General features: G+C 69.5%; 22 protein-coding genes. 2 read left to right on the top strand and 20 right to left on the bottom strand.

What is annotated here, in order from left to right:
* Positions 1-6: 6 nt before the first annotated feature.
* The 15 genes from IFR14_RS10030 to hrcA form a co-directional block, all read right to left on the bottom strand.
* Positions 7-1419, bottom strand: a complete 1413-nt coding sequence (locus tag IFR14_RS10030) for an ABC transporter permease (RefSeq protein ID WP_191940954.1) — start codon at positions 1417-1419, stop codon at positions 7-9.
* Positions 1416-2174, bottom strand: coding sequence for an ABC transporter ATP-binding protein (locus IFR14_RS10025; RefSeq protein ID WP_079705758.1), 759 nt, complete (start codon positions 2172-2174; stop codon positions 1416-1418). Before IFR14_RS10025 ends, IFR14_RS10030 begins: the two co-directional genes overlap by 4 nt.
* A gap of 109 nt (positions 2175-2283) precedes the next feature.
* A complete protein-coding gene (locus IFR14_RS10020) occupies positions 2284-2973 on the bottom strand; it encodes a response regulator (RefSeq protein WP_079705757.1) in 690 nt (229 codons plus the stop codon).
* Positions 2970-4154, bottom strand: coding sequence for a sensor histidine kinase (locus IFR14_RS10015; protein ID WP_191940953.1), 1185 nt, complete (start codon positions 4152-4154; stop codon positions 2970-2972). Before IFR14_RS10015 ends, IFR14_RS10020 begins: the two co-directional genes overlap by 4 nt.
* A gap of 126 nt (positions 4155-4280) precedes the next feature.
* Positions 4281-6041, bottom strand: coding sequence for a 2-isopropylmalate synthase (gene leuA / locus IFR14_RS10010; RefSeq protein ID WP_086473476.1), 1761 nt, complete (start codon positions 6039-6041; stop codon positions 4281-4283).
* A 146-nt stretch (positions 6042-6187) separates the two neighbouring features.
* A complete protein-coding gene (locus IFR14_RS10005) occupies positions 6188-8650 on the bottom strand; it encodes a bifunctional lysylphosphatidylglycerol flippase/synthetase MprF (RefSeq protein ID WP_191940952.1) in 2463 nt (820 codons plus the stop codon).
* A 62-nt stretch (positions 8651-8712) separates the two neighbouring features.
* On the bottom strand, positions 8713-9984 hold the full coding sequence (locus IFR14_RS10000) for an alpha/beta hydrolase (RefSeq protein WP_191940951.1): 1272 nt from the start codon (positions 9982-9984) through the stop codon (positions 8713-8715).
* Positions 9985-10160: 176 nt separating this feature from the next.
* Entirely contained in the window at positions 10161-11069 is a 909-nt protein-coding gene (gene era / locus IFR14_RS09995; RefSeq protein WP_086473479.1) for a GTPase Era, read from the bottom strand.
* Positions 11066-12370: a hemolysin family protein gene (locus IFR14_RS09990; protein WP_191940950.1), complete on the bottom strand. Its 1305-nt coding sequence runs from the start codon at positions 12368-12370 to the stop codon at positions 11066-11068. Before IFR14_RS09990 ends, era begins: the two co-directional genes overlap by 4 nt.
* Positions 12370-12837: an rRNA maturation RNase YbeY gene (gene ybeY / locus IFR14_RS09985; RefSeq protein WP_079705750.1), complete on the bottom strand. Its 468-nt coding sequence runs from the start codon at positions 12835-12837 to the stop codon at positions 12370-12372. The genes IFR14_RS09990 and ybeY overlap by 1 nt, the downstream gene beginning before the upstream one ends.
* Positions 12834-13847 (bottom strand): PhoH family protein, encoded by a 1014-nt coding sequence (locus tag IFR14_RS09980; RefSeq protein WP_228498304.1) that lies wholly within the window; start codon positions 13845-13847, stop codon positions 12834-12836. The genes ybeY and IFR14_RS09980 overlap by 4 nt, the downstream gene beginning before the upstream one ends.
* A gap of 76 nt (positions 13848-13923) precedes the next feature.
* On the bottom strand, positions 13924-14277 hold the full coding sequence (locus tag IFR14_RS09975) for an HIT domain-containing protein (protein WP_064293856.1): 354 nt from the start codon (positions 14275-14277) through the stop codon (positions 13924-13926).
* Positions 14278-14327: 50 nt separating this feature from the next.
* Positions 14328-15065, bottom strand: coding sequence for a 16S rRNA (uracil(1498)-N(3))-methyltransferase (locus IFR14_RS09970; RefSeq protein ID WP_191940948.1), 738 nt, complete (start codon positions 15063-15065; stop codon positions 14328-14330).
* Between the two features lies 1 nt (position 15066).
* A complete protein-coding gene (gene dnaJ, locus IFR14_RS09965; RefSeq protein ID WP_064293629.1) occupies positions 15067-16188 on the bottom strand; it encodes a molecular chaperone DnaJ in 1122 nt (373 codons plus the stop codon).
* A gap of 54 nt (positions 16189-16242) precedes the next feature.
* Entirely contained in the window at positions 16243-17265 is a 1023-nt protein-coding gene (gene hrcA / locus IFR14_RS09960; RefSeq protein WP_085510717.1) for a heat-inducible transcriptional repressor HrcA, read from the bottom strand.
* A gap of 216 nt (positions 17266-17481) precedes the next feature.
* Here hrcA and IFR14_RS20885 point away from each other — a divergent pair, with 216 nt between their 5' ends.
* Positions 17482-18039 carry a DUF4870 domain-containing protein gene (locus IFR14_RS20885; protein ID WP_234993956.1) on the top strand — a complete coding sequence of 186 codons (558 nt, stop codon included), beginning with the start codon at positions 17482-17484 and terminating at the stop codon, positions 18037-18039.
* A 69-nt stretch (positions 18040-18108) separates the two neighbouring features.
* Here the strand turns inward: IFR14_RS20885 and hemW are convergent, their stop codons facing one another.
* From hemW to lepA, 3 genes are read right to left on the bottom strand one after another with little or no spacing between them, the layout of a single operon-like run.
* Positions 18109-19335 (bottom strand): radical SAM family heme chaperone HemW, encoded by a 1227-nt coding sequence (gene hemW / locus IFR14_RS09950; protein WP_191940947.1) that lies wholly within the window; start codon positions 19333-19335, stop codon positions 18109-18111.
* 10 nt (positions 19336-19345) lie between these two features.
* Positions 19346-19990 (bottom strand): DUF1990 family protein, encoded by a 645-nt coding sequence (locus IFR14_RS09945; RefSeq protein WP_229938518.1) that lies wholly within the window; start codon positions 19988-19990, stop codon positions 19346-19348.
* On the bottom strand, positions 19987-21837 hold the full coding sequence (gene lepA / locus IFR14_RS09940; RefSeq protein WP_191940946.1) for a translation elongation factor 4: 1851 nt from the start codon (positions 21835-21837) through the stop codon (positions 19987-19989). The genes IFR14_RS09945 and lepA overlap by 4 nt, the downstream gene beginning before the upstream one ends.
* Positions 21838-22056: 219 nt before the next feature.
* Between lepA and rpsT the strand changes: the two genes are divergently transcribed.
* Positions 22057-22317, top strand: a complete 261-nt coding sequence (gene rpsT, locus IFR14_RS09935) for a 30S ribosomal protein S20 (RefSeq protein WP_064295571.1) — start codon at positions 22057-22059, stop codon at positions 22315-22317.
* A 181-nt stretch (positions 22318-22498) separates the two neighbouring features.
* Here rpsT and holA read toward each other — a convergent pair whose 3' ends face one another.
* A complete protein-coding gene (gene holA, locus IFR14_RS09930; protein ID WP_191940945.1) occupies positions 22499-23554 on the bottom strand; it encodes a DNA polymerase III subunit delta in 1056 nt (351 codons plus the stop codon).
* Positions 23555-23619: 65 nt separating this feature from the next.
* Positions 23620-25992 carry a ComEC/Rec2 family competence protein gene (locus tag IFR14_RS09925; RefSeq protein WP_191940944.1) on the bottom strand — a complete coding sequence of 791 codons (2373 nt, stop codon included), beginning with the start codon at positions 25990-25992 and terminating at the stop codon, positions 23620-23622.
* Positions 25993-26031: the final 39 nt, after the last annotated feature.

Here is a 26031-nt window from a genome sequence, read left to right as displayed (position 1 = left end):
GTCGTCTCAGTCGACCGCGAGTGCCGCGACGGGCGCGATCCGGGTCGCCCGACGTGATGGGGCGACCGAGGCCACAGCCGTGAGGAGTGCGGCGAGCACGACGATCACGGCGACGATGGCCCACGGGATGACCGGGAAGATCAGCCCGGGCGAACCGTTGATCGCGCCGAGCATCGACTGGGCACCTGCCCACCCGTAGAACGTCCCGAGGACGAGGCCGACGACGACGGCCGCGATCGTCAACTGGGCCGCCTCGATCACGATCATGCGACGGATCTGCGCTGCGGAGAACCCCAGGGCGCGGAGCAGTCCGAGTTCGCGCGTGCGCTGCAGGACGCTGAGCGAGAGGTTGTTGACCATCCCGACCGCGGCGATGAGCGCGCTCAGCCCGATGAGGGCGGAGAAGACGCCGACGGTCGTCGCGACCACGGCCTGCGTGCCCTCGTAGACCTCCGGACTCGCAGCCTGTGCGTTCATCACGAACTCCTGGAAGTTGGCCGCTGCGACCGCGAACATCGTCACGAGGGTCACGCCGATCACCAGTCCGATCGTCGTGCGTGAACTGCGCTCCGGGTAGCGGACGGCGTTCTCGGCGGCGAGTCGAGCCGTCGCGGAGGTGCCGAACAGCCGGCCGACCAGCCGCAGTGCCGGCGGCATCACGAGGTGCGCACCGAGCACGAGGCCGGAGAAGGAGACGATCCCGCCGACGATGCCGATGAGCACGCCGAGCGGCGAAACGAGCCCGACGCCGACACCGGCGAGCAGGAGCAGGACGCCGACCACGAAGAGACCGATCGCGACCGCGTTCCGGGCGGGCCGCGCGGTGGCCTCCTCCCGGCTCAACTCCTGCGATCCTCCGATCGCCTGCATCGGGGTGACCGTCAGGACGCGACGCGCGCCGATCCAGGACGCGAGCCAGGTGGTCAGGACGACTGCGACGACCGGCAGGAGCACGGCCGGTTCGACGATCGCGTACGGCAACTCGGGCAGCACACCGGTCGCGACCCCGATCCGCACGAGCGCAAAGGTCGCGAGGAGCCCGACGAGCAGCCCGGCTCCCCCGCCGAGCAGGCCGACGACGACGCCCTCCTTCGCGACGGCGCGACGCTGCGATCGCGCCGTCGAACCGATCAGGCGGAGCAGCGCGATCGTCCTCGTCCGCCCGGCGACGATCGTCGCGAACGTGTTCGCCGTGACGATCGCACCGACGTACACCGCCAACGAGACGAACACGGCGGCCGCGAGGATGAGCATGATCACCACGGTGCCGCTGGAACCCGTCACGTCGTCGGCCAGGATGAAGGTGGAGAGCACACTCGTGACCATGAGCAACAGGACGCCGAACGAGGCACTCAGCGTCGCGACGAGGAGGCTCGCGCGATGCTCGCGGGCCCGGGGGCGGAGGTCTACCCGGCTCATGCCGCACGCTCCATGCCGAGCATGAGCGCTGAGATCTGCTCGGCGGTCGATCGGGGACGGTCCTCGACGACCCGGCCGTCCGCGAGGAACACGATCCGGTCCGCGTAGCTCGCGGCGATCGGGTCGTGCGTCACCATCGCGATGCTCTGCCCGTATTCGGTGCTGGCCGCCGCCAGCAGGGCCAGGACGCTCCGCCCGGTGCGCGAGTCGAGGTTGCCGGTCGGTTCGTCCGCGAAGAGGAGCTCGGGTCGCGTCGCGAGGGCACGCGCGATCGCGACGCGCTGCTGCTGTCCGCCCGAGAGTTCGTGCGGGCGGTGCCCGAGTCGGGAGGCGAGTCCGAGCGTGCTCACGAGCACGTCGATCCAGCTCTGCTCCTCACCGGTCGGACGGCGGGCGTCGAGCTCGAAGGGCAGCCGGATGTTGGCCGCGACGTCGAGCGTCGGCACCAGGTTGAACGCCTGGAACACGAAGCCGACACGACGCCGACGGAGGATCGTGAGCTGCCCGTCGTCGAGGTCCGTGATGTCCTGGTCACCGAGGCGCACCCGGCCAGCTGTGGCCTGGTCGAGGCCGGCCATGATGTGCATGAGCGTCGACTTGCCCGAGCCGCTCGGGCCCATGATGGCGGTGAACCGGCCCCGCTCGATCTCGAGGTCGACGCCGTCGAGGGCGACGACCTGGTTGTCGGCGGGTCCGTAGCTCTTCCTGAGTCCGTGGACGCTGGCGACGACGGACGGCTGTGCTGAAGTGGTCATACTCCGAAGCTACGGAGTGAGGTGCCGGGTGCGCGTCGGGCGCACGAGCGACCCTGGTACATCCTGGGGATGATCCTCGATCACTCCGCGGGTGCGTGCTGGACCGCGGTCAGACCAAGCCGTGTTCGAAGGCGAACACGACGAGCTGGACCCGGTCGCGCACCTCGAGCTTCGCGAAGATCCGGCTGATGTGGGTCTTCACGGTCGCCTCGCTGAGGAACTCGGCAGCGGCGATCTCGGAGTTGCTCAGCCCGCGCGCCGCGAGGAGGAAGATCTCGCGCTCGCGCGCCGTGAGCTCGGCATACCGCTGCGGTGCGGCCGGAGCGGCCGGCGCCTGCTGGAAGTGTTCGAACAGCTCGCGGGTGGCCGACGCGGCGATGACCGCGTTCCCGGCATGGACGGTGCGGATCGCTGCGAGCAGGAACTCCGGCTCCGCGTCCTTGAGCAGGAACCCGCTCGCGCCGGCTCGGATGGCCGTCGCGGCCGCCTCGTCGAGGTCGAAGGTGGTCAGCACGACGATCCGAGGCCGCTCGCCCCCGCGCGCGTCCGCCTCAGCCAGGATCGTCTTCGTCGCCTCGATCCCGTCCATGACCGGCATGCGGACGTCCATGAGGATGACCTGCGGACGTGTCCGTGCGGCCAGCTCGACCGCTTGACGCCCATCGGAGGCCTCGCCGACGACGCGGAGGTCCGGCTGCGAACCGATGAGCATGCGGATCCCGCCTCGGAACAGCGCCTGGTCGTCGACCAGCGCGATCGTGATCGCCCCCGCTGCCGTCGCATCACTCGGATCGGTCATCTCGTCACTCCCACCGTCGCGTACGGGATCGATGCGTAGACGGTGAAGAGACCGTCCACCAGGGTCGTCCCGAACCTGCCGCCTGCCAGCGTAGCGCGCTCGTTCATCCCGGCGAGTCCGTGCCCCGTGCCGGCCTTCGGCGGTTCGACCTTGGCCCGGTTGACGACCCAGAGCTGCAGCTCGGGTCCGGTCCAGTCGAGGTGGACGTCGATCGGCCCCCGATGGTCGCCGTGTCGGAGCGCGTTCGTGAGCGCTTCCTGGATGATCCGGTAGACGGCGAGCTGCGAACCGGTCGCCACCGGTCGTTCCTGACCGTGGCTCTGGACCACCACGTCCAGTCCGGCTCCTCGCAACTGCTCGTAGAGCCGGTCGAGGTCGGCCATGACCGGCTGCGGGCCCTCGGTCTGTTGGAATCGCAATTGCGCGAGCAACACCCGGACGTCGGCGAGGGCCTCGCGGGAGATGCTCGAGATCGTCCGCAACGCCTGGTCGGCCGAGTCCGGGTCTGCGGCCAGCGCATATCGGGCACCGTCGGCCTGCGCGATGACCACGGCGAGGGAGTGTGCCACCACGTCGTGCATGTCGCGCGCGATCCGGTTGCGCTCCTGCTCGACCGCGACGTCGCGCTCGGCCAGGAGCTGCGCCTGTCGGCTCTCGCGGGCGAGCCGCCAGGTGCGCATGAGGACACCTGCGGTCCAAGCGAGGCCGAAGAAGGCGGCGAACGCGAGGAACATGAACAGCCCGACCGTCACCTGCGCGACCGGTGTCAGGTCGTTCGCCAGACCGAAGGTGCTGATCTCAGCGGAGATGTTGGAGGTCCAGCTCGGGACGACGATCACATAGAACGCGATGAGCGCGGCTCCGACGAACGCGGAGGCGAAGGAGATCCAGCGCAGGGCCCGTCCGCCGTAACTCGCCGCCGCGTAGAGCACGACCGGGATCGCGAAGTTCGCGGGATCTGGTGCCAGGAGGAGCAGCATCTGCGCCAGCGCCGCGACCCAGGCGACGGCGAGGGAGATCCCGGGAGCCAGGCGGCGGAGGGCGAGCGCCACGCACATGCCGAGTAGGACGATGACGTACTGGGTCGGCCGAGCGGCGTATGCCGCGAACGTGACGAGGAACAGCACCGAGGGCAGCGCGATGTCGAGGGCCAGTTGGCCGGGTCGGAGCGAGCGGAGCATCCCCCAACCGTACGACCTGGCGGCCGGTCACCCCGTCCTCCCGCGGGAAGATCATCCTCCGGGTGTACACCGGAGGACAGCGCTGCGCCGGGCCGACCCGAAGGCCGACCCGGCGCAGCGGGATCGTCAGATGGAGGCCAGTTCCCGCGCCTCGACCTGCGTGCGCACGGCCCGGTTGACCGCCGAGACAACTGCCTTGAGCGAGGCCGTCGCGATGTCGCCGTCGATGCCGACGCCCCAGAGGCGCTGGTCGTTCACCTGGAGCTCGACGTAGGCGGCCGCCTCGGCGTCGCCTCCGGCGCTCAGCGTGTGCTCGACGTAGTCGTACAGCGTGACCTCGATGCCGCGCCCGGAGAGCAGGTTGAGGAAGGCCGCGATCGGGCCGTTGCCGGTCGAGGTGCGCTCCTCGACCTGCTCGCCGTCGCGAAGGGCGACCTCGAGGACCACGGTGCCGGTGAGGTCGCTCGACGTCTTCGTGGACTGCAGTTCGAACCGACCCCACTTCGCGTCCGCGACCGTTGCCGGAAGGTACTCGTCCTGGAAGATCGACCAGATCTGGCCGCTCGTCACCTCGCCGCCCTCGGCGTCGGTCTTCGCCTGGACGACGCCGGAGAACTCGATCTGCAGGCGACGCGGCAGGTCGATCGCGTGATCGGTCTTGAGCAGGTAGGCGACGCCGCCCTTGCCCGACTGCGAGTTCACGCGGATGACCGCTTCGTAGCTGCGCCCGAGGTCCTGCGGATCGACGGGCAGGTACGGCACGGCCCATTCGAGGTCGGCGACGTCCTTTCCCTGGGAGACGGCGTCGACGGACATCGCCTCGAAGCCCTTCTTGATCGCGTCCTGGTGCGAACCGCTGAAGGCCGTGAAGACGAGGTCGCCCGCCCACGGGCTCCGCTCGTGCACCGGCAGCTGGTTGCAGTGCTCGGCCGTCCGCTTGACCTCGTCGATGTCGCTGAAGTCGATCTGCGGGTCGACACCCTGCGTGAACATGTTGATGCCGAGCGCGACGAGGTCGACGTTGCCGGTGCGCTCGCCGTTCCCGAAGAGGCACCCCTCGATCCGGTCGGCACCGGCCAGGTAGCCGAGCTCGGCTGCCGCGATCGCGGTCCCGCGGTCGTTGTGCGGGTGCAGCGAGATGATGATGTTCTCGCGGTTGGCCAGGTTGCGGCTCATCCACTCGATCGAGTCCGCGTAGACGTTCGGCGAGGCCATCTCGACCGTCGACGGCAGGTTGATGATGACCTTGCGGTCGGGGGTCGCCTCGAGGACCTCGACCACCTGGTTGCAGATGTCGACGGCGAACTCGAGCTCGGTACCGGTGTAGCTCTCCGGCGAGTACTCGTAGTAGATCTGTGTCCCGGGAACGGTCGACTCCATCTCGCGACACTTCCGGGCGCCGTGGAGGGCGAGGTCGATGATGCCCTGCTTGTCGCTGCGGAACACGACGTCGCGCTGCAGGATGCTCGTCGAGTTGTACAGGTGCACGATCGCCTGCTTCGCGCCGCGCAGCGACTCGTAGGTGCGTTCGATGAGGTGGTCGCGTGCCTGGGTCAGCACCTGGATGGTGACGTCCTCGGGGATCGCACCCTCGTCGATGAGGCTGCGGACGAAGTCGAAGTCGGTCTGGCTCGCGCTCGGGAACCCGACCTCGATCTCCTTGTAGCCCATCTTCACGAGCAGGTCGAACATGATGCGCTTGCGCTCGGGGCTCATCGGGTCGATGAGGGCCTGGTTGCCGTCGCGGAGGTCGACGGCGCACCAGCGCGGGGCCTCGGTGATCCGTCGGTCAGGCCACGTGCGATCGGGCAGCGAGACGTCGAACTGGTCCTGGTAGGCGCGGTAGCGATGGACCGGCATGCCTGATGGGGTCTGGGTGTTCTTCATGATCCTGGGATCTCCTCGTGGGATTGGGGGTGAGCCAATGACGAACTCCGCGACGAGGGAGGCCTGGAACTAGGACTCGTCGCGGCAGCTAAGGAGGAGCAGACCGGAGAACACGTCGTCAGCATAGCACTCCTCCGCGCGGCCGATCAGGCGACCAACGAGGCGAGGTCTCGCACGGACACGTCCGGGAGGTACGCGCGCCCGACCGCGATGCCGATCGCCGGCAGGGTCAGCGGGTCCGCGTAGCCGAGGACGAGCGGACGCTCCTCCGGCTGGAACTTCCCCTTGAAGGCGAGGAGCGAGCGGAACCCGTACACGGGCTCGAGCACGTTCCCGAGGTAGGTCAGGACCCGGTCGATCCCGTCCGTCTCCGGCTGCTCGGCGCTCCTCGAGCGCGCGAGCGGAGCTCCGGAGAGGCTCATCTCCTCGATGCCGTCCGCCTTGAACCGCGCGGCGGCCTCGGCGATGAGGAACTCCATGACGCCGTTCATGCCGTCCGTCCGACGCCGCATGAAGTCGAGGGTCCAACCGACCAGCTCACCGTCGCGTCGGACCGGGAGCCAGCTCGTGACACCGTGCAGCCGTCCTTGCTCGTCGACCGCGAGCAGGAGCCGGACCTCCTCGTCGACGAGCTCGTCGATCCCACCGAGGGTGAACCCCATCTCGGGCAGCTTCCGCTCGGCGACCCACTCCTCGGAGATCTCGGCGATCTGCGCCGCGAGCCCGACGCCGAGCGCCCCGTAGGTCGACCAGACAGCGGTGATCCCCGCACGATCGGCTCGGTTCACGGAGGATCTGATGTCCTGCCAGCGCTTGCCGACCATGCTCCAGCCCTGCGGGTGCAGGACCGTCTCCTCGGCGACCTGCACGGTGCGCCAACCGATCCGGTGGAGCGCTCCTGCGGTCTGCTCGTCCACGCTGTACAACGCCACCGTCAGGCCCGAGTCCTCACAGTGCTCGATGAACCGCTCGAGCACCCCCTGCTCGTGGCGGTGCATCCCGAAGAATCCGCCCGTGGTGACCGCGACCCCGGCGACGATCCGATAGGCGATGCCAGCGTTGCGCTCCGGGTCGAACCAGGTGAGGTTGCCCGGCCAGGTGGCCATGTGCCCGATGGAGTCGCTGCCCTCGGCCAGGAGCTCGCGCAGGCGGCGCTCGTCGGCCGGCGCGATGGCGTTCGCGACCCGGCTCAGCGGCCAGACCGCGCCGAGCAGGATGATGCTCCACCAGACGGGTCCGACGGCGTGGAACACCACGCCGGTGAGCGGCGCGACCGGCACGAAGCCCGGGAGGACGTTCCGCAGGTACGCGGCGGGGACGAAACGCTCCGGCGCCGCGCGGAGGACCTCCCACACGTCGGGCCTCGGCGAGAATCCTCCGGGTTGCAGCAGGGCGACGACGACGAAGAGCGCGGCGAGCACGACCCACGACGCGCCGACCAGGGCGAGATACCCCCAGGCGCTGCGTCGGGTGGCCCGCACGGGGAACCCACGACGGAGCACGACCAGGAGCGCCGCCACGACGAGCGGCAGCAGGATCGCCGCCCACAGTGCTATCGCGATCTCGACGGACCGCTGCTGCGCACCGTGCCCCGTCCCGAGCAACGACGAGGGGTGTCCCGTCGGGTGGAGTCGCACCCCCGCCCCGAGCGACAGCGCACTCAGGACGGCGAAGGACACCATGATCGCCGTGGCGAACCAGACCGCGAACCGTCTGCCGCGGAGCAGGCCCCACGCCGCGAAGAGCAGGGCGATCATGGGGACCACCGACAGGAGCACCGCTCCGAAGCCGTCGACGCGCACCAGCGTGAGGTCGCGCAGGCACTGTGCTGACACGCCGACCGTGCGGCATTGCCCGATGACCTGTCCGGCGTCCGGGATGTTCTGTTCGAGCAGGAGCACGAGCGGCGCGAGCGGACCGAGGTGCCGGCCGGACAGGAAGGTGATGAGCGGTCCGACGCCCATCATCGCGACCACTGACGCCAGGAGCACCCGGGTCTCGTGGTGCGAGCTCCGCACGCGTCGCACCGACGGGGTGGCCCCGGCGAGCACGATCCCGAGCAGGACGCCGACCAGCGCTGCAAACAGTCGCGCGAGATCCTGCGGGAGTCCCGAGTACAGCAGCACGATCAGCGCACCGACGACGACGAACGCGCGGATCCGCCGACGCCAGAGCGGCCCGTGGAACGCACTCGACGCGGCGAGGGCGCCGAGCGCGCCGGCCACGGGGTCGAAGGCCACGATGCGGGCGACCTCGCCGCTCCAGAACTCGCCGCCGAGCGTGCCCAGGAGTTGGAGCCCGATGGCGAGCGCGTTCCCGGCGACCGCGGTCACGAGCACCGCCAGGAGCGTCTTGGCTGCGCCGAACCGTCGCTCGGCGAGCACCAGTGCGGGGACGCCGATCAGCAGGAAGGCGAGGAGCCCGAGCACCCCGTCGGTTCCCAGGGCGCCGGTCAGGAGTGCCCACCAGTGCCCGTCGACCACGACCTGCTCGTACCCCACGCCCGCCGCCTCACGGATCGCCGACCGCCAGGCCGGCGTCGCCACCGGCGGCGTCCGCCACACGAACGCACTGACCACGAGCACCAGCGCCGTGATCCCGATGCTCATCGGCACCGATCGGATCACGCCGGTCACGAGTCGACCGAACGGCGTCGCCCTCCCCGCGCGCATCAGGCGAGCCCGAATCGTGCGGCGATCACGGGGAGCGCTCGCTCGAACACCGTGTGCACGGTGTGCCAGTCGTGCGCCGTCCCGTCGGAGACGAAGGTCGTCGTCCGCATGCCGGCGGCCGAGGCCATCGCGGCGACCCGCCGGACGCCGGGACCGTAGCGGCTGTCGTCGCTGCCGTAGCCGAAGACACCGACGGTGTCCGCGTACGGGGTGTGTGCGGCGAGGATCGCGGAGGGGGCTGCAGCCTCGTACGCCGTCGCCGACCCGCCGAAGCCCTGTGCGATCGTCGTCGGTCCGATGGACGGGACGACCTCCCCCGAGATGTCGAGGATGCCGCCGTAGCGTTCGGGGTGCGCGGCGCCGAGCTGGATGGAACAGGTCCCTCCCTGCGAGAAGCCGGCGATGAACCAGTCCGTCCGCGATGCGGACACCGGGAGGTGCGCCGAGATCCACGCGGGGACGTCGACCGTGAGGTAGCTCGCCGAGTTGCCGAGCTGCCCGTCGACGCACATCGGGTTGCGGTCCGGAGCACCGAGCTGGTCGGGCACGACCACGATCGGTGCGAGACCCGCATGCGAGGCGGCGAAGCGGTCGAGGATCCCGGCGATCCCAGCCGACGCGAACAGGTCGGCAGGCTCTCCCGGCTGACCGCTGAACGCCTCGATGACCGGCAGTGCCGGCGGGTGTGCGGCCAGGGCGGCCGGTGGCAGGTAGACGAGCGCGTCCCGGTGGGCGAACCCGGAGGTCGTCGCCGGGATGTCCACGTGTTCGACCCGCCCGCCGCTCGGCAGATCGGCGGGTCGCTGCCACGTCGTCGTCGTCCCCCGGGCGGCAGGCAGGGCCGAGAACGACTGGTACGGGCTGATCCCCAGCGCCGCCCGCACCGTCGCGAACTCACCGAAGTCCTGGTTCACGCCGACCGCCCCGATGAGCAGGAAGACCGGGACCGCGAGGCTTGCCACGACGACCCGCCACGCCCGGGTCCGCACGATCGCGGCGATCGCGAGGGCGGCACCGGCGAACCCGACCGCCGCCCACGCACGGGTGACCGGCGTCAGTTCGATCCCGAAGACGTCGAACACGTCACCGAGCAACCAGGCCGTGGCATAGGCGAGGAGCGCCCCACCGCTCGCCACGAGCAGCATCGTCAGCCAGCCGCGAACCGTTCGGCGCCCGGTCAACAGGAGGATCGCCAGAAGGACGGCGGCACCGCCGACCCAGACGAGGAGCTCCGGACGATCCAGCCTGATGGCCAGCAACCAGTCGAACACTCGGACTCCTTCTCGCGACCCCGAGGACCAGTATGTCCGCGCGCTGCAGAGCCCGTTGGCCAGACGACGGGTTCCACAGCGGGCCCAAAGCGGACACGCAAGTCACGTTCAGGTAACGGAGGACTCCCACTCGGATCCGCGCGGGTGCACATCGCCGACGGTCGAGTGGATCCGGGTCAGAATCCCAGGCGACCGAGCAGTTTCGGGTCGCGCTGCCAGTCTTTCGCGACCTTGACGCGGATGGACAGGAAGACCCTTGATCCGACGAGTGGCTCGATCCCGGCGCGCGCCCGGGCCCCGACGTCGCGGAGCCTGGAGCCGCCCTTCCCGATGATGATCGCCTTCTGGCTGTCGCGCTCCACGAACACGTTCGCGTAGATGTCGAGCAGGTCGGTCCCCTCTCGCGGGATCATGTCGTCGATGGTCACGGCGAGCGAGTGGGGCAGCTCGTCCTGGACACCCTCGAGCGCGGCTTCACGGATGAGCTCGGACACGCGGTCGACGACGGTCTCGTCGGTGGTGGCCTCGGTCGGGTAGAGGCGTTCCGAGAGCGGCATGAGCTTCGTCACCTCGGTGACGAGGATGTCGAGCTGGTCGTCGGTCACCGCGGACAGCGGGATGACCGCGTCCCAGTCCCGGAGCTCCGAGATCGCGAGCAACTGCTCGGCGATCGTCGTCCGGCTGGCGGTGTCGGTCTTCGTGACGATCGCCACCTTCTTGGCGCGCGGGAAGCCGTCGAGCGACTCGTTGATGAAGCGGTCGCCGGGACCGAGCTTCTCGTTGGCGGGGATGCAGAACCCGATGACGTCGACGTCGGAGAGGGTGGACTGCACGAGGTCGTTCAGCCGCTGGCCGAGCAGGGTGCGCGGGCGGTGGATGCCGGGGGTGTCGACGACGATGAGCTGGCCGTGGTCGCGGTGCACGACCCCGCGGATCGCGCGACGCGTGGTCTGCGGCTTCGAGCTCGTGATCGCGACCTTCTCACCGACGAGGGCGTTGGTCAGCGTGGACTTGCCGACGTTCGGACGCCCGACGAAGGACACGAACCCCGCTCGGAAGTCGGACGGAGGGGTGGTGTCGTTCATGGGTGCTCCCGGTGGTCGGTGGACGCCTGCTGGGCGTCCTGCAGCTGGTCGTCGCGCTGGGCGATGACGGTGAGGATGCGTCCCCGCCGCCCCTCGACGCGCTCGGCGGTGAGTTCGAGGCCGTTGGTCGACACCGTCGATCCGACGACGGGCAGCCGACCGAGGGCCTTCGCGAGGAGCCCGCCGACGGAGTCGACGTCGTCGTCGTCGAGTTCGAGGCCGAACAACTCCCCCAGCTCGTCGACCGGGAGACGCGCATCGACCCGGAACCGTCCGTCGTGCAGATCGGTGATCTCGGGGGTGTCGGTGTCGTACTCGTCGGAGATGTCGCCGACGAGTTCCTCGATGAGGTCCTCGAGGGTGACGAGACCGGAGATGCCGCCGTACTCGTCGACGACCATCGCGATGTGGTTGGACTCCTTCTGCATCTGCTGCAGGAGCGAATCGGCCTTCTTGGACTCGGGTACGAAGCTCGCCGGCCGCAGGAGCGGCTCGATCGAGCCCACCTCGGTGACGCCGTCGCCACCGAACATCGCCCGCACCAGGTCCTTCAGGTACAGGATGCCGACCAGGTCGTCGATGTCGCCGTCGCTGACGGGCGCCCTCGAGATCCCCGTCTCCAGGAACACCTCGAGCGCCTCGCGGACGCTGAGATCGCGCTGCAGACTCACGAGGTCGGTGCGCGGGATCATCACCTCGCGGACGAGCGTCTCGTTGAACTCGAAGATCGAGTGGATGAGCTCGCGGTCGTCCTCCTCGAGGACCGAGTGCGCCGCGGCCTCGTCGACCATGCTCAGCAGTTGCTCCTCCGAGGTGAAGGAGACCGAACGGGGCAGCCCCGGGGTCACCCGGTTGCCCAGGGAGACGAGGACGTTCGCGACCGGGCCGAGGACCACGCGTGCGGCGCGGATGGCGGGAGCGCTGAAGCGCAGCACTGCGCTCGCGTGGGTCCGCCCGACGCCTCGGGGGCTCGCGCCGACGAGCACGAAGGAGGTCCCGGTCATGATGACGACCGCGAGGACGAGGACGACCCACAACTCGTCGATCGACGAGGCCAGTGCGAGGGTGACGAGGACGGCGGCCGTGGTCTCGGCCAGGATCCGGATGAAGTTGATCGCGTTGACGTGCGCACCCGGATCGGCTGCGATGGCGCGGAGCGCGGATCCCGAGCGGGCGCCCTCTGCCAGGTCGAGGATGTCCGCGCCCGACTGGACGCCGATCGCGGCGTCGGCTGCGGCCATGAGACCCGCGAACGCGACGAGCAGGAACGCGACGATGACGAAGACGGCGACGAGAGACATCAGCTGGTGCGTCGTCTCTCCTGGAGCGCGAAGGCGAGGAGGATGTCCCGCTGGATACCGAACATCTCCTTCTCCTCGTCGGGCTCCGCGTGGTCGTACCCGAGCAGGTGGAGCACACCGTGGCAGGTCAGGAGCTGGAGTTCGTCCATCGTCGAGTGCTTCGCGGCGGCGGCCTGCGTCTCGGCGACCTGCGGGCAGAGCACGATGTCGCCGAGCAACCCGGGCGGCGTCGGGTTCTCCTCGGTGCCGGGACGGAGCTCGTCCATCGGGAAGCTCAGGACGTCGGTCGGTCCCGGCTCGTCCATCCACTGGACGTGCAACTGCTCCATTGCGCCCTCGTCGACCAGCACGATGGCGAGTTCGGCATCGGGGCTCACGTGCATCGCGTCGAGCGCGAACGACGCCAGGGCGAGGATGCGCGATTCGTCGACGGCGACACCGGACTCGTTGTTGATCTCGATGGTCATGAGCGTCCTCGCTTCGGCTGGTGGTCTCTGGCTGCGCCGCGACGCTCGGCACGGTTGGCGAACTCGGCGGCCTGCTCGCGCTCGAACCGCTGCGCCTGTCGGACGGCGTCGTACTCGCCGTAGGCGTCGACGATCCGACCGACGAGGGTGTGGCGGACGACGTCCTCGCTCGTGAGGTGGGCGAAGTGGATGTCGTCGACGTCCTTGAGCACGCGGGTGACGAGCCGCAAGCCGGACGCACCGGTGGGCAGGTCGATCTGCGTGACGTCGCCGGTCACGACGATCTTGGACCCGAACCCGAGCCGGGTGAGGAACATCTTCATCTGCTCGGGCGTGGTGTTCTGCGCCTCGTCGAGGACGATGAACGAGTCGTTGAGGGTCCGGCCACGCATGTAGGCGAGCGGTGCGACCTCGATCGTCCCGGCCGCGAGGAGCTTCGGGACGATCTCCGGGTCCATCATCTCGTTGAGCGCGTCGTAGAGCGGACGCAGATACGGGTCGATCTTGTCCGTCAACGTGCCCGGGAGGTACCCGAGTCGCTCGCCGGCCTCGACGGCCGGGCGCGTCAGGATGATCCGGTTGACCTCCTTGCGCTGCAGAGCCTGCACCGCCTTCGCCATCGCGAGGTACGTCTTGCCGGTACCAGCGGGGCCGATGCCGAACACGATCGTGTTCTCGTCGATCGCGTCCACGTACGCCCGCTGCCCGACGGTCTTCGCCTTGATCGTCTTGCCACGCGAGGTGAGGATGACCTGCCCGAGCACCTCCGACGGGGAGGCCGAGCCGTCCTGCCCGAGCATGCGGGCGGAGGTGCTGACCTCCGCCGGCCCCGGGTCGTGTCCTTCTCGGACCATGGTGATGAGTTCCTCTACGAGTCGTCTGGCGGCGTCGGCCTGCGGCGCCGGGCCGGTGATGGTGATCTCATTGCCGCGCACGTGCACCGAGACACCGGGGTGTTCACGCTCGACGGTCGTCAGGAGGCGGTCCTGTGGGCCGAGGAGACGGACCATGGCGAGCCCGTCCACCAGGAGGACGTGCTCGACCTCATCCGTCCGCGCAGCGGCGGGTCGGTCTGGGTTCGAGGACTCAGGCTCCGCCAAGGGTGCCCTCCTGCAGGGAACCGCCGAGGACATGCGCGTGCACGTGGAAGACCGTCTGCCCGGCGGACTCGCCGGTGTTGAAGACGAGTCGGAACTCGCCACCCGTGTGCTCCTTCGCAAGCGACGACGCCACCTCGACCATCTCAGCGAGCAAGGAAGGGTCGCCAGCGGCCAACTCCACGACGTCGCGGTACTCGGCGGTCTTCGGGACGACGAGGAGGTGCACGGGCGCCTGCGGTGCGATGTCGGCGAACGCGATCACCCGATCGGTCTCGGCGAGGAGGGTCGTCGGGATCTCCCCCGACACGATGCGGCTGAATACCGACGGTGCTTCACTCATGTCCACCAGTCTAAGGTTCGTGGCGGCCTCATGCGCGGGCTGGTGGATCGTCACCACCGACCGAGCAACACGTTGAGCGCGGCGATCGCCGCAGGCCCTGCCGTCGAGGTGCGCAGGACGCCGGAGCCGATCCGGACCTCGATCGCGCCGGCCGCTTCGAGCCGCTCTCGCTCCGCCGGCGAGATGCCGCCCTCCGGACCGACGACGAGGACGAGTTCCTCGGCGAGCAGTGCCGACGGGTCGAGCTCCGAGAGCGCGAGTGCCGCGCTGGGTTCGAGCACGAGGACGGTCCGGCCGGCGACGATCGCCGAGAGTCCTCGGGTGTCGACGACCTCGGCCACCTCGGGCACCCGGGCGCGGATCGACTGCTTCGACGCCTCGCGCACGATGAGCTGCCAGCGCGCACGGCCCTTGACCGCTTTGTCGCCCTGCCACCTGGAGATGCTGCGCTCGGCGCTCCAGGGGACGATGCGGTCGACACCCAGCTCGGTCGCCGCCTGGATGGCGAGTTCGTCGCGATCGCCCTTAGCCAGCGCCTGCACGAGGACGAGCCCGGGACGGTTCTCCGGGTGCACCACGACCGATTCGACGCGGATCTCCAACTCGCCCGGCTCGCTTCGCACGACCGGTCCGGTCGCGATCAGGCCCCGGCCGTTGCCGATCGAGGTGGTCTCGCCGACCCGCAGCCTGCTCACGGCGACGGCGTGCTTCGCCTCGGGCCCGCGGAGGGTCACCGAGTCGCCGACACCGGTCGATTCGAGATCCTCGCGGAGGTACAGCGAACTCATCTCAACCGACGCCGTGGAAGCGGTCGCGGATCTTCGCGAACAGGCCCTGCTGGAACTGCGCGAGCGCCGGAGCACCCTGGCGTCGTCCCGAGGCGAAGCTCTTGATCAGCTCGCGTTCGCGGTGGTCGAGCTTCGTCGGGGTGACGACCTGGACGCCTATCTTGAGGTCGCCCCGGCTGTTCCCGCGGAGGCGGGTGACGCCGCGGTCCTTGACCGTGATGACCTCCGAGCTCTGCACGCCCGGTCGCAGCTCGACCTCGACGTCGCCGTCGAGCGCGTGGACGGTGACCTGGCGGCCGAGGATGGCGTCGGTCATCGGGACTTCGAGCGTGCACAACAGGTCGTCGCCGTCGCGGCTGAAGACGTCGTGGTGCTTGACCTTCATCTCGAGGTAGAGGTCGCCGTTCGGGCCGCCGGCCGGGCCCACCTCGCCGCTCCCCGGCATCTGCAGACGCAGACCGGTGTCGACACCGGCCGGGATGTCGACCGAGACGGTGCGGCGAGCACGGAGCCGACCCTGACCCTGGCAGGTGACGCACGGGGTCGCGATGATCGTGCCGTAGCCGCGGCAGGTGCCGCAGGGCGCCGAGGTCATGACGTTGCCGAGCAGCGAGCGGACGGCCCGCTGGATGGAGCCGGTGCCGTGACAGATGTCGCAGGTCACCGGTGAGGTGCCGGGCTGGCAGCAGGAGCCGTTGCAGGTGCTGCAGAGCACGGCGGTGTCGACCTCGAGGTCGCGGTGGGTGCCGAAGATGACCTCGTCGAGGTCGAGCTCGACGCGCAACAGGGCGTCCTCCCCGCGTGCGCGACGGGACTTGGGTCCGCGCTGCTGGCCGCCCCCGCCGAAGAAGGTGTCGAAGATGTCGCCGAAGCCGCCGAACCCGGCGTCGCCGCCACCGAACCCACCCGCCTGCGGACCGAGGTCGTACTGCTGGCGTTGCTTGGGGTCGCTCAGCACGTCGTAGGCGTGCGTGACCTCCTTGAACCGTTCCGAGGCGTCGGAACCCGGGTTCACGTCGGGGTGCAGTTCGCGTGCGAGGCGGCGGTACGCCTTCTTGATCTCTTCGGGCGTCGCCTCCTTGGCGACACCGAGTGCTGCGTAGTGGTCGGGGTAGTCAGCCACTGAGGGCCTTTCGTTCGAGGTGCGGAAGGTGTTGGGGGACGCGACGAGGATGCGTCACTCGGCGTCGAGGATGCGCGAGAGGTACCTGGCGACGGCGCGGACCGCAGCCATGTTGCTCGCGTAGTCCATTCTCGTGGGGCCGAGGACGCCGAGCCGGGCGATTTCGCCACCAGAGGAACGGTAGTTCCCGGCGAGGACACTCGTGGTCTCGAGGCCGAACGACGCGTTCTCCCGCCCGATGCTGGCGACCACGCTGTCGCGCTCGGACTCCATCTCACCGAAGAGCCGGAGCAGCACGACCTGCTGCTCGATGGCGTCCAGGACCGGATAGATGCTGCCGGGGAAGTCGTCCTCGGTGCGGGCGAGGTTGGCGGCGCCGGCCATGACGAGGCGGTCCTGGCGCTGCGCCGACAGCTGCTCGCGCACCGCGTCGACGATGCGGACGGCGGCCGCGCGGTCGAGGTCGGCGATGTCGGCGGGGACGTCGCCGATCGCGTCGTGGGCGTCGAGGAGTGGACGGCCCGCGACCGCCTCGTTGCACAGCGAGCGGAGCCGCGAGATGAGGTCGTCGTCGACCGGGCTCTCGGTCTCGATGAGCCGCTGCTCGACGCGGCCGTTGTCGAGGATGATGACCGCGAGCACACGGTTCGGGGTGACGCTCACCAATTCGAGATGCCGAACACGTGCCCGGGAGAACATCGGGTACTGGACGAGCGCGACCTGGTTCGTCAGCTGCGACAGCAGCCGCACCGTGCGGTGCAGGACCTCATCGAGGTCGCCGGACGCGCCGAGGAAGGTCTCGATCGCCGTCCGTTGGGCGTTGTTGAGCGGACGGCGGTCGGCCAGGTGGTCGACGAACATCCGGTAGCCCTTGTCGGTCGGCACCCGGCCGGAAGAGGTGTGGGGAGCGGCGATGAGCTCTTCGTCCTCGAGCTGCGCCATGTCGTTGCGGATGGTGGCTGCGGAGACCCCGAAGGAGTGGCGGTCGACGATCGTCTTGGAACCGACGGGCTCACGCGAGGCGACGTAGTCCTGCACGATGACGCGGAGCACTTCGAGACCGCGATCCGACACCATCTCGATCTCCTCCCGTCATCCACCTCGGAGCACCGACCATCAGCACTCGAAGACCCTGACTGCCAATCATATCGTGGCCTCCGCGCAGCCGTCCCTTGCGCGGCCCTGTGCCGCGGGAATACCGTTGGCCGCAGGCGTGGGTCCCTGATGAGCAACACCTGGTGCGATACGCTCAGCTGGACCAATTGAATATCACTCTCCGTGAAAGGTGCGAAGATGTCCGATCCGAACGCTCAGCCGCCCGTCGACCCAGCGAAGGGCGGGTCGGTTCCGCCTGCAGGAGACGGCGCGACGCCCCCTCCCGCAGCTCCGCAGCAGCCGCCCGCAGGCGCCTACCCGCCCCCGCCCGCCGGTGGCTACGCGCCGCCGCCGCCCGCTGCAGGCTCCTACCCGCCGCCGCCCGCAGGCGCCCCGCAGTACCAGCAGCCGTACGCCGCCGCTCAGCCCATGAGCCCGTCGGACGAGAAGCTCTGGTCGACGCTCATCCACATCGGTGGGATCTTCTTCGGATTCATCCCGCCGCTGATCGGCTACCTGGTCCTCAAGGACCGCGGCCCGTTCATCAAGGCGCACACGCTCACCGCGCTGAACTTCCAGCTGACGATGCTGATCGCGCTGGTGGTCGGCTCGATCCTGACGATCGTCGTCGTGGGTCTGTTCATCATCATCGCCGTGTACGTCGTCGTGATCGTGTTCAGCATCATCGCCGCGATCAAGGCGAACAAGGGCGAGCTGTACAGCTACCCGCTCACGATCCAGTTCATCAAGGCCTGATCCGTCGAGTCGCAAGAGAACAGCCCCGTCCGGTCCGCCGGGCGGGGCTGTTCTGCGCCTCGGGCAGGGTCAGTCGCCGACCAGACGGCGGACGACCGCGTCGGCGAGGAGCCGTCCGCGGCGCGTGAGCTCCAGCCGTCCGAGCAAGGCCTGCCGTGCGTCGACCAGTTCCTCGGCGATGAGCCCGGCCACCGCCGTGCGAGCCTCGGGGGCGAGCGTCCGGATCGGGATGCCGTCCCGCGTGCGGGTGAGCAGCAGGATGCGTTCGAGTTCCCGCGTCTCGTCGTCCAGGGTCTCCCGGCCGGCGGCCGGCGACTCCCCCGCCGCGATCCGCTGGGCGTAGGCCGCCGGGTGCTTGACGTTCCACCAGCGCACCCCGCCGACGTGACTGTGCGAGCCCGGGCCGACACCCCACCAGTCCTCGCCGGTCCAGTAGGAGAGGTTGTGCCGGGAGCGGTGCGTGTCGTCGGTCGCCCAGTTGCTGACCTCGTACCAGCCGTAGCCGGCCTCGGTAAGGAGATCGTCGGCGAGCTCGTACATGTCGGCCTGCAGGTCTTCGTCGGGGGTCCCCACCACGCCCGAGCGGATCTGGCGCGCGAGTTTCGTCCCGGGTTCGACGATGAGCGAATAGGCCGACACGTGGTCCGGAGCGCAGGCGATCGCCGTCTCGAGTGAGACGCGCCAGTCGGCCAGGGTCTCCCCCGGCGTCCCGTAGATGAGGTCCAGGCTGACGCCGAGGCCGGCCTCGCGGGCCCACTGCACGACGAGCGGCACCCGAGCCGGATCGTGCGTGCGCTCGAGGGTGGCGAGCACACTCGGCACCGCGGACTGCATCCCGAAGGACACCCGGGTGAATCCGGCTTCGGCGAGCGTGCGGAGATAGGCGGCGTCGACGGAGTCGGGGTTCGCCTCGGTCGTCACTTCGGCGCCGAGCGCGAGGTCGAAGTTGTCCGTCACGCCGCGGAGCATCCGGACCAGGTCGTCAGCGGGAAGGAGGGTCGGTGTCCCGCCACCGAAGAACACGGTCGATACCGGTCGGTCGGGGACGGTCGACGACGCCAGGACGGACTTGCCGAAGCGGAGTTCCGCGACCGCCTCGTCGGCGTAGTCCGATTGCTTCGCGCCTCGGAGCTCGGTCGCCGTGTAGGTGTTGAAGTCGCAGTAGCCGCATCTGACCCGGCAGAACGGGACGTGCAGGTAGACCCCGAAGTTGCGTTCGTGGGCACCGACGGCCGCCGTCTCCGGGAGGAGTCCGTCGGACGGGGCCGGATCGGCGAGTGGGAGGGCGCTCGGCACGGTCCGTCGCTCAGACGCCGCGCGACGGCAGGAGTGCGCGGAGGTAGGCGTCGTTCATGGTCTTGCGGCGGCGCTTGGAGCCGACGAGCTTCGCGGCACCCTTCGTCGGGCGGAAGAACGAGCGCACGACGATCCAGACGGAGTCGTCCTCGCGCTGCTCGATCGTGAAGGACTGCTCACCGCTCTCCGGATCGCCCTCCATCGTGCCGATGGCCAGGCTCACGTGACCCGGCTCCTCGGTGACGGAGATGACGCGATGCGGCCCGACGAGCGGTTCCCCGCCGACGGTGCCGGCGAAGACGACCGTCGTGCCCGGCGTGATGAACGGCGTGCCGTCCTCGGCGAAGCGCTGCTCTTGGTGCGTCTCGATGGGTTCCAGCGGCGTACCGTCCTCGGCGAAGGCGATGCCGCCGTACTGCACGCCCGTGCCGGGGTGCACCTCGGAGATCTCCACGCCGCTCGAGCGGTGCAGTCCCCAGGTGAGGAGGGCGCTGCTCGCGAGGGCGAACCGCTCCTCACCGCTCCCGAGGCGGAATTCGTCCTCCGACGGCACGTAGCCCTCCGGCGGGTACTGCATGAGGTCGGTCCGCTGGGTGGCGCCGACGGCCGCGTAGTCGACCGCCTCATCCTCGAACGAACTGCGTCGTGCGTTCACTTCTTGTCCTTCGTCTCCACGTCCCCGGAGAGCGCTGCGATGAACGCCTCCTGAGGCACCTCGACCTTGCCGACCATCTTCATCCGCTTCTTGCCCTCCTTCTGCTTCTCGAGGAGCTTGCGCTTGCGGGTGATGTCACCGCCGTAGCACTTGGCCAGGACGTCCTTGCGCATGGCACGGACCGACTCGCGGGCGATGATCCGCGCACCGATGGCGGCCTGGATCGGCACCTCGAACTGCTGGCGCGGGATGAGCTTCTTCAGCCGCTCGGTCATGAGCACACCGTAGGCGTACGCCTTCTCGCGGTGGACGATGGCGCTGAACGCGTCGACCTGGTCGCCCTGCAGGAGGATGTCGACCTTCACGAGATCCGCGGCCTGCTGGCCGGAGGGCTCGTAGTCGAGCGATGCGTACCCCTGCGTGCGGCTCTTCAGGTGGTCGAAGAAGTCGAACACGATCTCACCGAGCGGCATCGTGTACCGCAGTTCGACGCGGTCCTCGCCGAGGTACTCCATGCCGAGCAGGGCGCCGCGGCGGCTCTGGCAGAGCTCCATGATGGTGCCGACGTAATCCTTGGGGGCGAGGATGCCCACCTTGACCATCGGCTCCGACACCTCGAGGATCTTCCCGGAGGGGAACTCGCTCGGGTTCGTGACGGTGACGACCTGCTTGTCCTCCGTCTTCACCTCGTAGGTGACCGACGGTGCCGTGGCGATGAGGTCGAGGTCGAACTCGCGCTGCAACCGCTCGGTCACGATCTCGAGGTGCAGGAGGCCGAGGAAGCCGACGCGGAACCCGAAGCCGAGGGCGACGGAGGTCTCCGGCTCGTAGTTGAGCGAAGCGTCGGAGAGCTTCAGCTTGTCGAGCGCGTCGCGGAGGATCGGGTAGTCGCTGCCGTCGATGGGGTACAGACCGGAGAAGACCATCGGCTTCGGGTCGGTGTAGCCCGGGAGGGCGTCGGTCGCCGGTTTTACCGCGGTCGTGACGGTGTCGCCGACCTTCGACTGCCGGACGTCTTTCACACCGGTGATGAGGTAGCCCACCTCACCGACGCCGAGGCCCTTCGTTGGCGTCGGCTCGGGCGAACTGACGCCGATCTCGAGGAGGTCGTGCACCGCGCGCGTCGACATCATCTGGATGCGCTCACGCGGACTCAGCTGGCCGTCGATCATGCGGACGTAGGTGACGACGCCGCGGTAGGTGTCGTAGACGGAGTCGAAGATCATGGCGCGCGTGGGTGCGTCCGGGTCGCCCACGGGGTTCGGGATGCGGCCGACGACGCGGTCGAGGAGGTCCTCGACACCCATGCCGGTCTTGCCGGACACCCGCAGGACGTCTTCGGGCTTGCCGCCGATGAGGCTCGCGAGCTCCTTCGCGTACTTGTCGGGGTCTGCCGCCGGGAGGTCGATCTTGTTGAGCACCGGGATGATCTCGAGGTCGTTCTCGAGGGCGAGATAGAGGTTCGCGAGTGTCTGCGCCTCGATACCCTGTGCGGCGTCGACGAGGAGGATCGCACCCTCGCACGCGGCGAGCGACCGCGAGACCTCGTAGGTGAAGTCGACGTGCCCGGGGGTGTCGATCATGTTGAGCGCGAAGGTCTCGCCGTTGAGCGACCACGGCATGCGCACGGCCTGGCTCTTGATGGTGATGCCGCGCTCGCGCTCGATGTCCATGCGGTCGAGGTACTGCGCCCGCATGTCGCGGTCCGAGACGACGCCGGTGATCTGCAACATGCGGTCCGCCAGGGTCGACTTGCCGTGGTCGATGTGGGCGATGATGCAGAAGTTCCGGATGAACGCCGGGTCGGTCGATGCCGGCTCGAGGGCCTTCACTGCTTGGGGGCTCACGCGTTCCTCGGGGTCAGGGGTGGAATCGGGCAACCCTCATTGTCCCACGGCGGGGAGCACCCGCGCTGCGGTACCCTGGATTGCCAGAACTCAGCCCGACTGGTAATGTTGCCTGTTGGCTTGCGTGTGAGTTGAGACCACACGAGAACTCGCTTGAAGACGCCCTCTTCCGTCCGACGGCACCGAACATCATTTCCTCGAACCGAAAGTTGACCCAACGTGGCAAACATCAAGTCGCAGATCAAGCGCATCGGCACCAACAAGAAGGCCAACGAGCGCAACAAGGCCGTCAAGAGCCAGCTGAAGACCGCCATCCGCGCAACCCGTGAGGCCGTCGTCGCCGGCGACAAGGCTCAGGCTGAGTCCGCGCTCAAGCTCGCCTCGAAGAAGCTCGACAAGGCCGTGAGCAAGGGCGTCATCCACGAGAACCAGGCAGCGAACCGCAAGTCGGCCATCGCCAAGCAGGTCAACGCGCTCTAAGCGACGCCAGCTGCAAGGCCCCGGCGTTCCTCGGAACGTGCGGGGCCTTTCGCGTTCCCGGAGCACACCGGTCCCTGAGCACACAATCGGTCCCTGAGCACACAACCGGTCCCTGAGCACACAACCGGTCCCTGAGCTTGTCGAAGGGCATCCCGCCCGCCGCCACGGCCCGCTCGGCAGGCTACCGCTCCGACAAATCGACCCCGCGTGCCGCGATGACACCGACGAGCCGCTCGAGCGCGAACACCGGGTCGCGGCTCGCGCCCTTCACGCCGGCGTCGGTCTCGGCGAGCATCTGCACCACGCGGCCGATGCCGGCGTCCGTCCAGCCGGACAGGTCCCGACGGGCGCGGTCGACCTGCCACGGTGCGAGGCCGAACTGCTGGGCGATCTGCCCGGACCCGCCACGCGCCGACGACACCTTGGCCATCGTGCGGATCTTCATCGCGAACGCGGCGACGATCGGTACGGGGTCGGCACCGGAGTCGAGCGCCTGCCGCAGGGCGAGCAGTGCTTCCCCGTGTCGTCCGGCGATCGCGGCGTCGGCGACGTCGAACGCGCTCGTCTCGAGTCGACCGCCGTAGTACTTGTTGACCGTCTGCTCGGTGATCTCCTCCGACGCGTCGGCCATGAGCTGACTGCACGCGGCTGCGAGCTCGGCGAGGTCGTCGGAGAAGGCGCCGACGAGCGCCCGGAGCGCCTGGGGCGTGATGCGACGACCCGCCGTCTTGAACTCCGCCGCAGCGAAGTCGGCCTTGTCGCTGTCCCGCTTGAGTTCGGTGCAGACGATCTCGACACCGCCACCGGCGCCTGAGCGGATGGCGTCGAGCAGCTTCTTGCCGCGCACGCCTCCGTTGTGCCGCAGCACGAGGTAGGCGCCCTCCGGCGGTGCTTCGAGATACCGGATGGCTTCGGTGAGGAACTGGTCGGAACACTTCTCGACCTGGCTGACGCGGACGAGCCGGGGCTCGCCGAAGAGCGACGGGCTCGCGACCGTGAGCAGCTCCCCAGGGGCGTAGCTGTCGGCGGCGACGTCGTTGACCTCGAGCGAGGGGTCTTCGGAGACGAGGAAGTCGCGCAGCCGGCGGATCGCCCGGTCGGCGAGGAAGGACTCCGTGCCGGTCACCAACACGATCGGCGCCGGGCGGATCTCCGACCAGCCGAGCTGCGGGATCGCCGCCGAGGCTTTGGCCGCCGTCTTGGCCTTGCCGCGACCGGCGGAACGTGGTGCAGCCACAGCGGCTCCTCTCGACCGTCCGAGTCTACCGGCGACCGCCGACGCCAAGCGGGGCGGTCGGCGGCTCACCCGCCGCGCTCCGACCACACGCGGAACCCGCCGCCGTCGTCCGGGCCGAGGACGATGGTCCCAGACTCGTCCGTGCGGAGGACCTCGGCCCCGGTGGCCTCGTAGAGCTCGAGCGCTGAGCGCGTCGGATGCCCGTAGCCGTTGTCGGCCCCGACGGAGACGAGCGCCACCGTCGCGCCCACCCGGCGCGCCAGGCGGTCGCTCTGATCGGCGGAACCGTGATGCGACACCTTGACGATGTCGACCGCGTCCCCGAGCGCGTGCCGTCCGAGCAGCCGGTCCTGTGCTTCCTCACCGAGGTCGCCGAGCAGCAGCACCGATGCGGCGAGGAGGTCGAACCGGACCACCACGCTCGAGTCGTTCCCCGGTTCGACGCCACCTGCCGCGGGGTCCGGCCACAGGACGCGCCACGGCGCCGCGCTCTCCGGATCCCCCAGCACCCCCTGGTCCCCGGCGCCGGCCTGTCGCACCTCCGCACCGCCCGCTCGGAGCACTCGCGCGATGCGCTCGTCCTCCGGGTCGCCGACCGGCCCGAGCAGCACCTCGTCGACCCTGCCGACGACCGCGTCGAGGCCTCCGACGTGATCGAGGTCGTAATGGGTGAGGACGAGCAGCTCGATGCGGGAGACCCCGAGTTCGTCCAAGCACGCGCGGAGCGGTTCGGGGTCGGGCCCGACGTCGACCAGGGCGGTGGCGCCGCCCTGTCGCAGGAGGACCGCGTCGCCCTGACCGACGTCGCAGGCGGCGACGATCCAGTCGCCCGGCCGATGCAGGGCCGGGCCGAGTCCGTCCCCGACCGCCCGACCGCACAGTGCAACGAGCGACACGACCACCGCCACCCCGATCGTCCTCGACCACCGCGGGGGCAGATCCCGACGGAACAGCAGGAGCGTGGCGATCAGGGCCGTCGGCACCGCGACGAGCACGACGCCGAGTGGCCCCTCCGGCCACGGCACCCTCGCGGCAGAGACGCCCTCGAACCACCGGGCCACTGCGGCGATCCACGTCGCGGGCACCCACCCGAGCCATGCGACGAGCAGCGCGAGTGGTGGTGCGAACGGGACCAGCAGGCAGGCGAGCAGCCCGAGCATGGTCGCGGGCGCTGCGGCCGGGCCCGCGAGCAGGTTCGCGGGGACACCGCCGAGCTGGATCGCGGGGTCGAGGAGGACGAGCATCGGCTGGCAGGCGAGCTGGGCGGCTGCCGGGATCGCGATGAGGGCCGCGATCCCTCGCGGCAGCCATCTACCCAGCAAGTCCGTGAGGGGTCCGCTCAGAAGCAGCAGACCGCTGGTCGCGAGCACCGAGAGCCCGAACCCGTACTGCCCGGCCAGCCAGGGGTCGGCGACGAGGAGCACGACCACCGCCAACGACAGCGCGGCGAGGCCACGGATCGGCCGCCCGAAGCCGCCCAGCACCAGGACGAAGGCAGCCATGAGTGCCGCCCGTTGCACGCTCGGTTGGGGCGTCACGAGGACCACGAAGGCGACGAGGCACAGCAGGGCGCACGAGATCCTGAGCTTCCGTCCACCACCGACTGCCGCGACCGCCGTGTTGACGAGCCACACGATGACCGCACAGTTCGCTCCGGACACGGCCGTCAGATGCGAGAGTGAACTGCGCTGCATCGACTCCGTGACCGCGTCACTCACCTGGCTGACATCGCCGATCGCGAGGCCGGGCAGCAGTTCCCCACCCGGGCCGGGCAAGGTGGACGCGAGGCCGACGAGGCCGGAACGGAGCGACGCCGACCAGTCGAGGATCGCCGGCGGCTCCCCCAGCAGCTCGGGTTCCTCCCGCGCGAAGAGCAGCGCTGCCCGCGCATCACCCGGTGCATTCCATCGGAGCGAGCCGTCGACGCGCCAGCGCTCGCCGATCATCGGCGCCCGATCCACCGGCACCGGCGCGAAGACGAGGACCGGGACCGAGAGTCCCTCCAGGGCTCCCCCGTCGTCCGAGACCGTCACAAGGTCGGCTGCGAACCGAACCGTGGGTGCAGTCGTGACCGAACCGGTGGGCACGGCGTCGCCGGTCACCACGACCTCGGCGGTCACGGGCGTGCTCCCGAGCTCGAGCAGAGCCTCCGGCTGCCGGTCAGGCGCGCGTGCGGCGATCGACGCGGCGACCATGCCGAACAGCGCCGCGGCGCACGCGCAGAGCAAGAGTGTCGTGATGACGACAGACCCTGTCCGGCGCTCCCCGGCGCGACGCTCCACGAGGCGACGCCGGACGACCGTGCTGCACCCGAGGCAGGCGGAGGCGACGAGGAACGCGACCAGTACCCCACCCCAGGCCAGCGTTGGAGCCGCGCTGCAGACGGCCGCACCGACCCAGGTGACCGCCGCCGGGATGAGCAGGCGCGGGAACCGCATCGCGCTCTCACCTCGCCCGGATGTCGGTCCGGTGGCCGC

It is taken from the genome of Plantibacter sp. CFBP 8775, from assembly GCF_014839505.1.
GTDB classification, from domain to species: Bacteria; Actinomycetota; Actinomycetes; order Actinomycetales; family Microbacteriaceae; genus Plantibacter; species Plantibacter auratus.
Note: the sequence above shows the minus strand (reverse complement) of the source record. Positions and strands in the feature narration are given on the sequence as shown.

Bases quoted from the DNA above. Each gene is read 5' to 3' on its own strand.
- IFR14_RS10030 (WP_191940954.1), bottom strand. From the start codon at position 1,419: ATGAGCCGGGTAGACCTCCGCCCCCGGGCCCGCGAGCATCGCGCGAGC.
- IFR14_RS10025 (WP_079705758.1), bottom strand. From the start codon at position 2,174: ATGACCACTTCAGCACAGCCGTCCGTCGTCGCCAGCGTCCACGGACTC.
- IFR14_RS10020 (WP_079705757.1), bottom strand. From the start codon at position 2,973: ATGACCGATCCGAGTGATGCGACGGCAGCGGGGGCGATCACGATCGCG.
- IFR14_RS10015 (WP_191940953.1), bottom strand. From the start codon at position 4,154: ATGCTCCGCTCGCTCCGACCCGGCCAACTGGCCCTCGACATCGCGCTG.
- leuA (WP_086473476.1), bottom strand. From the start codon at position 6,041: ATGAAGAACACCCAGACCCCATCAGGCATGCCGGTCCATCGCTACCGC.
- IFR14_RS10005 (WP_191940952.1), bottom strand. From the start codon at position 8,650: ATGAGCATCGGGATCACGGCGCTGGTGCTCGTGGTCAGTGCGTTCGTG.
- era (WP_086473479.1), bottom strand. From the start codon at position 11,069: ATGAACGACACCACCCCTCCGTCCGACTTCCGAGCGGGGTTCGTGTCC.
- IFR14_RS09990 (WP_191940950.1), bottom strand. From the start codon at position 12,370: ATGTCTCTCGTCGCCGTCTTCGTCATCGTCGCGTTCCTGCTCGTCGCG.
- ybeY (WP_079705750.1), bottom strand. From the start codon at position 12,837: ATGACCATCGAGATCAACAACGAGTCCGGTGTCGCCGTCGACGAATCG.
- IFR14_RS09980 (WP_228498304.1), bottom strand. From the start codon at position 13,847: ATGGTCCGTCTCCTCGGCCCACAGGACCGCCTCCTGACGACCGTCGAG.
- IFR14_RS09975 (WP_064293856.1), bottom strand. From the start codon at position 14,277: ATGAGTGAAGCACCGTCGGTATTCAGCCGCATCGTGTCGGGGGAGATC.
- IFR14_RS09970 (WP_191940948.1), bottom strand. From the start codon at position 15,065: ATGAGTTCGCTGTACCTCCGCGAGGATCTCGAATCGACCGGTGTCGGC.
- hrcA (WP_085510717.1), bottom strand. From the start codon at position 17,265: ATGGTGTCGGATCGCGGTCTCGAAGTGCTCCGCGTCATCGTGCAGGAC.
- IFR14_RS20885 (WP_234993956.1), top strand. From the start codon at position 17,482: ATGTCCGATCCGAACGCTCAGCCGCCCGTCGACCCAGCGAAGGGCGGG.
- IFR14_RS09925 (WP_191940944.1), bottom strand. From the start codon at position 25,992: ATGCGGTTCCCGCGCCTGCTCATCCCGGCGGCGGTCACCTGGGTCGGT.